This window comes from Desulfobacterium sp. N47 (assembly GCF_051233685.1).
In the GTDB taxonomy this organism is placed as follows: domain Bacteria; phylum Desulfobacterota; class Desulfobacteria; order Desulfobacterales; family RPRI01; genus RPRI01.
This window is the reverse complement of the sequence record NZ_JBAMMY010000117.1, coordinates 44,922-52,630: the sequence shown is the minus strand read 5'-3', so window position 1 is coordinate 52,630 and position 7,709 is coordinate 44,922. Positions and strand designations below refer to the sequence as shown.

At 39.0% G+C, this 7,709-nt stretch carries 8 protein-coding genes, 1 tRNA gene and 1 pseudogene; 6 read left to right on the top strand and 4 right to left on the bottom strand.

Going from position 1 to position 7,709, the window contains the following annotated elements; genetic code table 11:
* Positions 1-162: 162 nt before the first annotated feature.
* A pseudogene (locus VXK47_RS07280) lies at positions 163-597 on the top strand (Card1-like endonuclease domain-containing protein); the annotation flags it as partial.
* A gap of 77 nt (positions 598-674) precedes the next feature.
* On the opposite strand, the gene VXK47_RS07275 reads toward VXK47_RS07280, so the two are convergent.
* Positions 675-1,019, bottom strand: a complete 345-nt coding sequence (locus VXK47_RS07275; protein ID WP_435548108.1) for a type II toxin-antitoxin system PemK/MazF family toxin — start codon at positions 1,017-1,019, stop codon at positions 675-677.
* A complete protein-coding gene (locus VXK47_RS07270; RefSeq protein ID WP_435548107.1) occupies positions 1,012-1,260 on the bottom strand; it encodes a hypothetical protein in 249 nt (82 codons plus the stop codon). The genes VXK47_RS07275 and VXK47_RS07270 overlap by 8 nt, the downstream gene beginning before the upstream one ends.
* Positions 1,261-1,826: 566 nt before the next feature.
* Between VXK47_RS07270 and VXK47_RS07265 the strand changes: the two genes are divergently transcribed.
* Together VXK47_RS07265 and VXK47_RS07260 are read left to right on the top strand one after the other, a co-directional pair.
* Positions 1,827-2,989 (top strand): IS3 family transposase gene (locus tag VXK47_RS07265; protein WP_435548106.1). Its coding sequence is split into 2 segments (ribosomal slippage): positions 1,827-2,082 and positions 2,082-2,989, totalling 1,164 coding nucleotides; the frame shifts between segments, so codons are not numbered across the junction.
* An 18-nt stretch (positions 2,990-3,007) separates the two neighbouring features.
* Complete coding sequence (locus VXK47_RS07260) at positions 3,008-4,159, top strand: IS4 family transposase (protein ID WP_435548105.1); 1,152 nt, start codon at positions 3,008-3,010, stop codon at positions 4,157-4,159.
* An 86-nt stretch (positions 4,160-4,245) separates the two neighbouring features.
* Here VXK47_RS07260 and VXK47_RS07255 read toward each other — a convergent pair whose 3' ends face one another.
* Entirely contained in the window at positions 4,246-4,542 is a 297-nt protein-coding gene (locus VXK47_RS07255; protein WP_435548104.1) for a hypothetical protein, read from the bottom strand.
* 79 nt (positions 4,543-4,621) lie between these two features.
* Positions 4,622-4,697 (bottom strand) — tRNA-Arg (locus tag VXK47_RS07250).
* A 421-nt stretch (positions 4,698-5,118) separates the two neighbouring features.
* On the opposite strand from VXK47_RS07250, the gene VXK47_RS07245 reads away from it, so the two are divergent.
* The 3 genes from VXK47_RS07245 to VXK47_RS07235 all read left to right on the top strand — a co-directional run bounded on the left by VXK47_RS07245 (position 5,119) and on the right by VXK47_RS07235 (position 7,703).
* Positions 5,119-5,604 carry a hypothetical protein gene (locus VXK47_RS07245; RefSeq protein WP_435548103.1) on the top strand — a complete coding sequence of 162 codons (486 nt, stop codon included), beginning with the start codon at positions 5,119-5,121 and terminating at the stop codon, positions 5,602-5,604.
* Positions 5,605-5,631: 27 nt separating this feature from the next.
* A complete protein-coding gene (gene coaBC / locus VXK47_RS07240; RefSeq protein WP_435548102.1) occupies positions 5,632-6,867 on the top strand; it encodes a bifunctional phosphopantothenoylcysteine decarboxylase/phosphopantothenate synthase in 1,236 nt (411 codons plus the stop codon).
* 149 nt (positions 6,868-7,016) lie between these two features.
* Positions 7,017-7,703, top strand: coding sequence for a uracil-DNA glycosylase (locus VXK47_RS07235; protein ID WP_435548101.1), 687 nt, complete (start codon positions 7,017-7,019; stop codon positions 7,701-7,703).
* Positions 7,704-7,709: the final 6 nt, after the last annotated feature.

Below are 7,709 nucleotides of genomic sequence, written 5' to 3'. Positions count from 1 at the left end.
CTCTGACCTGATGGCTTCCAATGCAACCTTTGCTTTAAAATTCCCTGGATATTGCTTTCTCATTCTGTCTCCTTTATAATGGAGTCAATATCACAGAAAAAGTAGCTTAACCATCAGTTCAAATTTCGGGGTCCATTATATTTCTCATCAGAAGATGCCCGATTTTACGTCAATGGCGGCTGGCTGGAAGAGCATGTATATGGAATTTTATTCCGTATGAAACAAGAAATAACATCCATTCAAGACCTGGCAAGAAACGTAAACATAGAGTGGGATGTTAGAGGAAGTCCTGTATCCAATGAAATTGATGTGGCATTCTTAGCCGACAATCATTTGTTTATTATTGAATGCAAAACGCGAAATTTTGACAAAGCAGATGACAAGAATGACGCAGCCACGGAAGTTCTTTATAAACTAAATACTCTGCGGAATTATTTGGGAGGAGAGGAAACCCGAGCTATGGTTATAAGCTACCGTCATTTTACTGAAGCCGCTTGCCGCCGAGCTGATGAATTTAACATTAAGGTCTGTGACCAGAGCGGAATTTGCAATATAGAGAACATTTTTAGAAATTGGATAAAAAAACAACAGGGATAAAAAACCTTTTTTGATATGTTGTGGCATTTATTTTCCGCTACTCGATTACTATGCCATCATATCTCTCTGGTTCGATATTATTCTAAGCTGAATAACTGTTTCAATTTATTCTGCACGATATTCTGCTTTATCTCAGACAAATATCCTAATTCCCGCTGAATCATAGTGGCAGTGACAGTTAACACACGATGTAATCTTAATGCTGAAGAAACTCGTAATCCTGTGTATTTAAAGTCATTGAGTTCAGATGCTATCAAAATATCAGTATCTAAAAGCTCATCCGGTATCCTACTTGTGATAAATGCTATAACCACATGCCGGTATTGTCCAATTGGCTCTGTCAGGCATACAGCGGGACGAACCTTGCTACCGGATAAATCATCAAAAGGAAAGGGGACAAGAACAACTTTATACTTAGTCATGGAATGGTTTCCCATCACTGATTGAATAAATATCTTCTCCCGGATCAGATAAAAATGAAAATGCGGGGTTACAAGATGTTGCACGTAACCATGAGATTTCATCTATTTCATCATCCAGCGGCGATAAAACGATAACTTTTACACGTTTTGGACCGGAAAATGGGAGAGGACCATCCAATTTAAGTTGACTATTTTCATCAATTGTCCCTGTTGTTTCTATTGCTGTCATAGGAATTTCCATTTTGCTACCCCACGAAATTCAAATAAATTAAGCATAAACTTTAAATTACCTGTTTTAAAAATCTGTCTGCAGAGTTTGTCTATAATCTTTTTTACACTAATAATTGTATAAAATCAAATAATTATTTTAGAAAAGATATATTTATTACAAAATACACATAAACATCTCCACTATTCCTCCGTAATTCTTCTCAATCGCCATCAATCACATTTCATGATGCAAACTTCTCAGCATATTTACAGTGTCGTATTTGGCATGAAACAGAAAATGAAAAAAATATTCGGTGACATGAAGCAGTCGAGATATCAGGCTTTTTTCCATAAGCCAAATTTACAACTGTTTTGTAAGAATGTAACGCAATATTACAACTCAATTGTAAAGCGAGGCTTGGAGTTAAAGAGGTTTAAGTATCCCGCAGTGTCAATGCATTTTTCAATGAGGCTATGGCACCAAGGGCGTTCAAGCGCTGAGTTTCAGACCGTGGCACCACGGATGTCTGAAATGGTACAGGTATAGCGGATACCTCGAAAAGTGTGTTATAGGGATGAAACTTTTGGAGGTGAAAAATGACAACGAAGAAAAAGAGTTATTCGAAACAATTTAAAATTGAAGCCGTTAAACTTGTGACCGAGCAAGGCTACAAGATCTCGGAGGCCGCCCGAAATCTTGATATCCACCCGAATGTTCTGCGGCACTGGAGAAACCAGCTTAAAACCGACAGCGACCAAGCATTTCCAGGCAAAGGCCATATGGCACCGGAAATAGAGGAACTGCATCGGCTGCAAAAAGAAAATAAGCGGCTTCAAATGGAGCATGAAATATTAAAAAAGGCCGCGGCCTTCTTTGCCAAAGAGTTGATGTAAGATACGACTTTATCCGGCAGCAACAGAAGGCCTATCCCATAACCGTTTTGTGCAGAGTTATGGAAGCCAGCCGGAGTGGATATTATCAATATTTGAAAACAGACCATAATATAAAAATAGATAAGGATTTCGAATTAATGTCAAAAGTCCGGCAGATCAACGGAGAAACCCGGGGCGCTTATGGTTCTCGCAGAACGTCCGAAAGACTCCGTTCTCAGGGGCATGATGTGGGCCGGTATCGTGCCCGCAGCCTGATGAAAAAAGCCGGTGTATCTGTAAAGCATCGCAAGAAATTCAGAATAACGACGGATAGCAAACATAATCTGCCCGTGGCTCCTAATCTTCTGAATCGAAAGTTTCAGGTAGATCGACCCGACACCGTGTGGTGCAGCGACATTTATCTGTGGACTATGGAAGGATGGCTGTATCTGGCGGTGGTAATCGACCTGTATTCGAGGAAAGTTGTCGGTTGGGCCATGAGCAGCCGCATGAAGGCATCGCTTGCCACAGAGGCTCTTATGATGGCTTACTGGCGGCGAAAGCCTGGCAAAGGATTGATTCATCATTCTGATCGGGGCAGCCAATATGCCGGCAGTGATTATCAGAAACTTTTGAATACCTATGGTATGATCTGCAGCATGAGTCGGAAGGGCGATTGCTGGGATAATGCTGTTGCGGAGAGTTTCTTTCACAGTTTGAAAACCGAATGGACTGCTGAGATCCTTTATCGTACTAGGAGCGATGCGAGAGATGATGTGATCCGATACATCGAGATGTTTTATAACAGTAATCGTCTGCATTCTTACTTGGGATATAAAAACCCTAATGATTTTGAAAAGAGTTTTACATTGGCAAAAGCAGCTTAACCGGGTGTCCGTTTTTACTTGACCAGATCAAGTCGCAGTGGATTATGGCCGGATGCCAAAGCAGTACACCGGAGCAGCATTTCTAAAGCACGTCAAAAAGTGCCATGGCAAGTATTTCCGGATATCCTTTTAGACGCCGTTAAAGTGGCCTACGATTTATGGCCGCAAAATGCAAAATATTTATGGCATGGCATATCTGTTTATGCTACCGATGGTTCTAAATACAACCTGCCTGCAACAGACGATATTCGAGGAAAGTTCGACCCCAATAGCGGCCTCCAAAACAAAGGCAAAGGGCATTATTCACAATGCCTGATTTCAACTCTTTATGATGTATTCAGGCGACTTCCCATAGCCAGAACAGTCGTTGGAAATGATAGTTCTGAACGGGAAGAAATTAAGAGCCTTATGCCTTTTGTACCTGCAAAAAGTGTTTGGCTGTTTGACAGAGGGTATCCAGGTTATGAATCGATATTATATTTGAAAGAAAATTATGACGGACATTTTATTTTTCGTTCACCGGCAAGTTGTACATTTCCGGCTGTAGAAACTTTTATCAAAAAAGGGAAAAAAGAAGATATAATATGGATTGCACCTTCAAATAAATTCATAAGCAAGGTTGGTATAAAACAACGGGAAGAACTCAAACCCATCAAACTCAGGGTCATCAGGCTTGTAAGCCCTGATGGAACCGTATCTGTTCTATTAACCGATCTGTTTAAAAAAAAGGACTATAAACGTCAAGAAATTATAGATTTATATTTTCGAAGATGGGAAGTAGAAAGCTACTACCGTGACGAAAAAATAACACTTGAAATCGAAAAGTTTCATAGCAAAACAGTTAACGGAATTCTTCAGGAATTTTATGCAGCAATGATTATGAGTGTCATATCGAGAACCTTAATGGTGCTATCATCGCAATCATTCTTTTCCGGGAAAAAAGAGCTCCAGTTCAAAAATGCAATATTAACACTTGCATCAGAGGCTGCTTTTCTCGTAGCTGATGATCCCCAAAAAGCAATAACAATATTTAAAGAAATATTGGAGGAAATAGCACGAGTGAAATATTATCGACCTAAAAAACCTCGATCTCCTCAACCAAGAGTAAATAAAAGTCCGCTAAATAAATGGGATAAAAACAAAATAAAAAGATCCGTACTAAAGGCTTAAGCCAACAGCATTGGGGCCAAAAGCCGCCCTCTTCCGCTTCATGAATAATTGTTTTTATTTTCATAAGATCACCTCACATTTTTTTCTTAATCATTCCAAAAATCTTTAGGGTCGATCCCGAAACGACGCAAGATTGATATTATAACAGGGTAATGTATTTCAGTTGAAGGGCCATGATTTTTAATTGGAATTTGCGGGCCTTGTTTAGAACCGGGTTTATTTGGCTTTAAGAGTATAACTTCGGAGCCTTTGCCGCGTTTCCCCTGCATTATGTTGTGTTTTTTATCGGTTTTTAAAAGTCCGGATTCAATTTTGTATTTGCTTTCAATCTGTTTTTTGCAGGAAAAGAATTCATTCCATTTTATGTGAAAATTATAAAGCAAAAAAACTCTTTAGGGTAGCTATAGGGTATCAAAGAGAAAATTTAAAGGGTTAAGCAATTTGCTAACTTCTTGTTTTTATTGGTACCCCCGGCAGGAATCGGACCTGCGGCCAATGGATTAGGAATCCATTGCTCTATCCACTGAGCTACGGGGGCATGTAATGAAGCGAAATTTTAATATTTAGGGAGCATTGAATAATATTCGTTCTAAATGTATACCCAAGCATGAAGAATGTGAATTATTCAACATTTTGATTTTGATTTCCAATATCAGATAGAAAATATAAATTCAACATTTAAAAGCTGATGGTTTGTAAAAACTCAGCCAACGATTTACATCGTTTCAAGTTTATTGCTATACATAGATTATTTATGTTATATGGTAATAATAAAAAGATTGGTAAAAAGTTGGAAAACATCATATTCTATCATACCGATGAAAGCCTTAATCCATCAAATTATATGAGCTATGCATATCGGCTTTCGCCGGTATGACGATTTGAAGACTTTTTACGGATTCATCAAATTTGTTGTGTACGGTATTTATATGATCAATTTAAACTTCAAGGAGGAAAAGATGTTTCAAATCAGGTGGTTTAGTAATCTCAAGACATTTGCCCTGTTAAGTGTGGTTTTTATGCTTGTTTTTTCCGGATGCGCTGCTCTGAGTCAGAATGAAAACAGTGCCACGGCGAGTGCTTCTGTTCAGAAAGATATCGGAGATATGCCCAGTTATTATGATTTTGGTGATGTTCTTGTACCTAAAGAACTTAAGGTCAAAATTGAAAAATCATTTATATATAAAACATCCGGCCTTCCTGCCGGTGTGCTTGCATTAAGCGGAAGAGTTGAGCTTAGTTCGCTTTGCACTTTTTTTGATAATAACATGGCCAAAGATAACTGGAAACTTGTAAGTTTGTTTAAATCGCCACACACTTTAATGCTGTTTCAAAAACAAAACAGATGGTGTGTAATAAATATTGTTGACGGCATGATATTTACTGATGTTGAAATTTGGGTTGCGCCGTCAATTGCCGAAAATTCTTCAGGTTTAATTAAATAGATTTTCCCGTATGCGGATTAATAATTTATGAGACATATTAAAGATAAGAACATTGTTATTGGCATAAGCGGCGGAATTGCTGCATATAAAAGTGCTGAACTTTTAAGACTTATTCAAAAGCAGGATGCAAATGTACGGGTTGTGATGACGCATAATGCCGGTTATTTTGTAGGGCCTTTAACATTTGAAGCTCTTTCGAAAGAACCTGTATATACGGATACTTTTGAAAAGGGAGGAAACTCTGAAATAAGGCATATAGAATGGGCTAAAGATGCTGATGCAGTTGTTGTAGCCCCTGCTACCGCTAATATAATAGGCAAAATTGCAAACGGAATAGCAGATGATGCTTTAAGCACGTTTCTTCTTGCCGTTACCTGCCCTGTGTTGATTTGTCCTTCAATGAATACAAATATGTACGAAAAAATTTCGGTTTTAAGAAACATTGAAACTTTGAAAAAGGACGGATATTATATTGTGGAACCGGCTTCAGGAGAACTTGCCTGCGGCACCAGCGGACAGGGACGTCTTCCTGAGCCTGAAGAGATATTGGACAGGCTTATCTATTGTCTCAGTCCCAAGGATTTTAAAGGTAAAAAGATTCTGGTTACGGCTGGCCCTACAAGAGAGCATATTGATCCGGTAAGATTCATTAGTAATCCGTCTTCCGGTAAAATGGGTTATGCTATTGCAAGAGCTGCCGAACACCGTGGGGGCGATGTTACTCTGGTTTCAGGTCCTGTTAATCTTGAACCTCCGGTTAATATTACAATGGTTAATACTGTTTCTGCAGCTGATATGGCAAAAGCTGTTTTTGATAGCATGGAAAATTTCGATATCATAATTAAAACCGCAGCCGTTTCGGATTACAGGCCTAAGGAAGCTGCTAAACAGAAGATTAAAAAAGGCATGGATGAAATATCGCTTGTTCTTCAGAAAAACGAGGATATTTTGTTTGAACTTGGAAAAAACAAAAAAAATCGTGTGTTGGTGGGTTTTGCTGCCGAAACTGAAAATCTTGAAAAAAACGCAAAGGATAAGCTTGCCAGAAAAAACCTTGATATTATCGTCGGAAACCTTGTTGGGGAAAGACCGGATGAACAAAATGACGAAAACGATGATGAAAAATCTCCGGTTTTTGGTATGGATACAAACAAGGTGGTATTTTTCTTCAGAAATGGAGATACGGAACATCTGCCGCTGATGGAAAAAGGTATGGTTGCGCATGCTCTTCTCGACCGGATAGCAGACATAGATAAGAGATAAAAAAAGTTAGTAAGTTGGTAAGCTCTTGAGTTGATAAGGTTAAAGGAGCAAGGTTAAAGGAGCAAGGTTAAAGGATCAAGGTTAAAGGATCAAGGTGCAAGTTAAAGGTGCAAGGTGAAAGGTAAGGGCGGGGTTCAGGAAAAGGGGATATGGAAGATATTGATGATGTTTTAAATAAAGTCAGCAGTACGCTTAAGTTTATGGCAAAAGCAGGTTGTGCTGGTTTTGATTGTTCTGAAAAAACTATAGGTGTTGTGGAAAAACTTGATAAAATAACTTCTTTTTCCCTTGATAATCTTGATTCAATTAGAAGCGAGCTTGGAGAATGCAAAAGATGCAAGCTTTCCGGCGGACGGACAAATATAGTATTTGGTACGGGAAATCCCAATGCCAGGCTTGCTTTTGTCGGGGAAGGTCCAGGCTATGATGAAGATGTAAAAGGAGAGCCTTTTGTGGGAAGAGCCGGGCAGCTGTTAACCAAAATTATTGAGGCTATTAATCTTACAAGAGACGAGGTATATATCTGTAATATCATTAAGTGCCGTCCGCCTTCAAACAGGAATCCTGAACCTGATGAAATAAAAGCATGTTTTCCGTTTCTGAAACGCCAGCTTGATGCAATCGCCCCTGATTTCATTTGCGCACTTGGTACATTTGCTGCTCAAACCCTGCTTGATACAAACGAGCCGATTTCAAAATTAAGGGGGCGTTTGTTTGATTATCGGGGTATGCAGGTTATGCCTACCTATCACCCGGCATATCTGTTGAGGAGTCCCGAAAAAAAACGCGATGTATGGGAAGATATGAAAAAACTGATTGGTATGATGAAAGGTTAAAATATA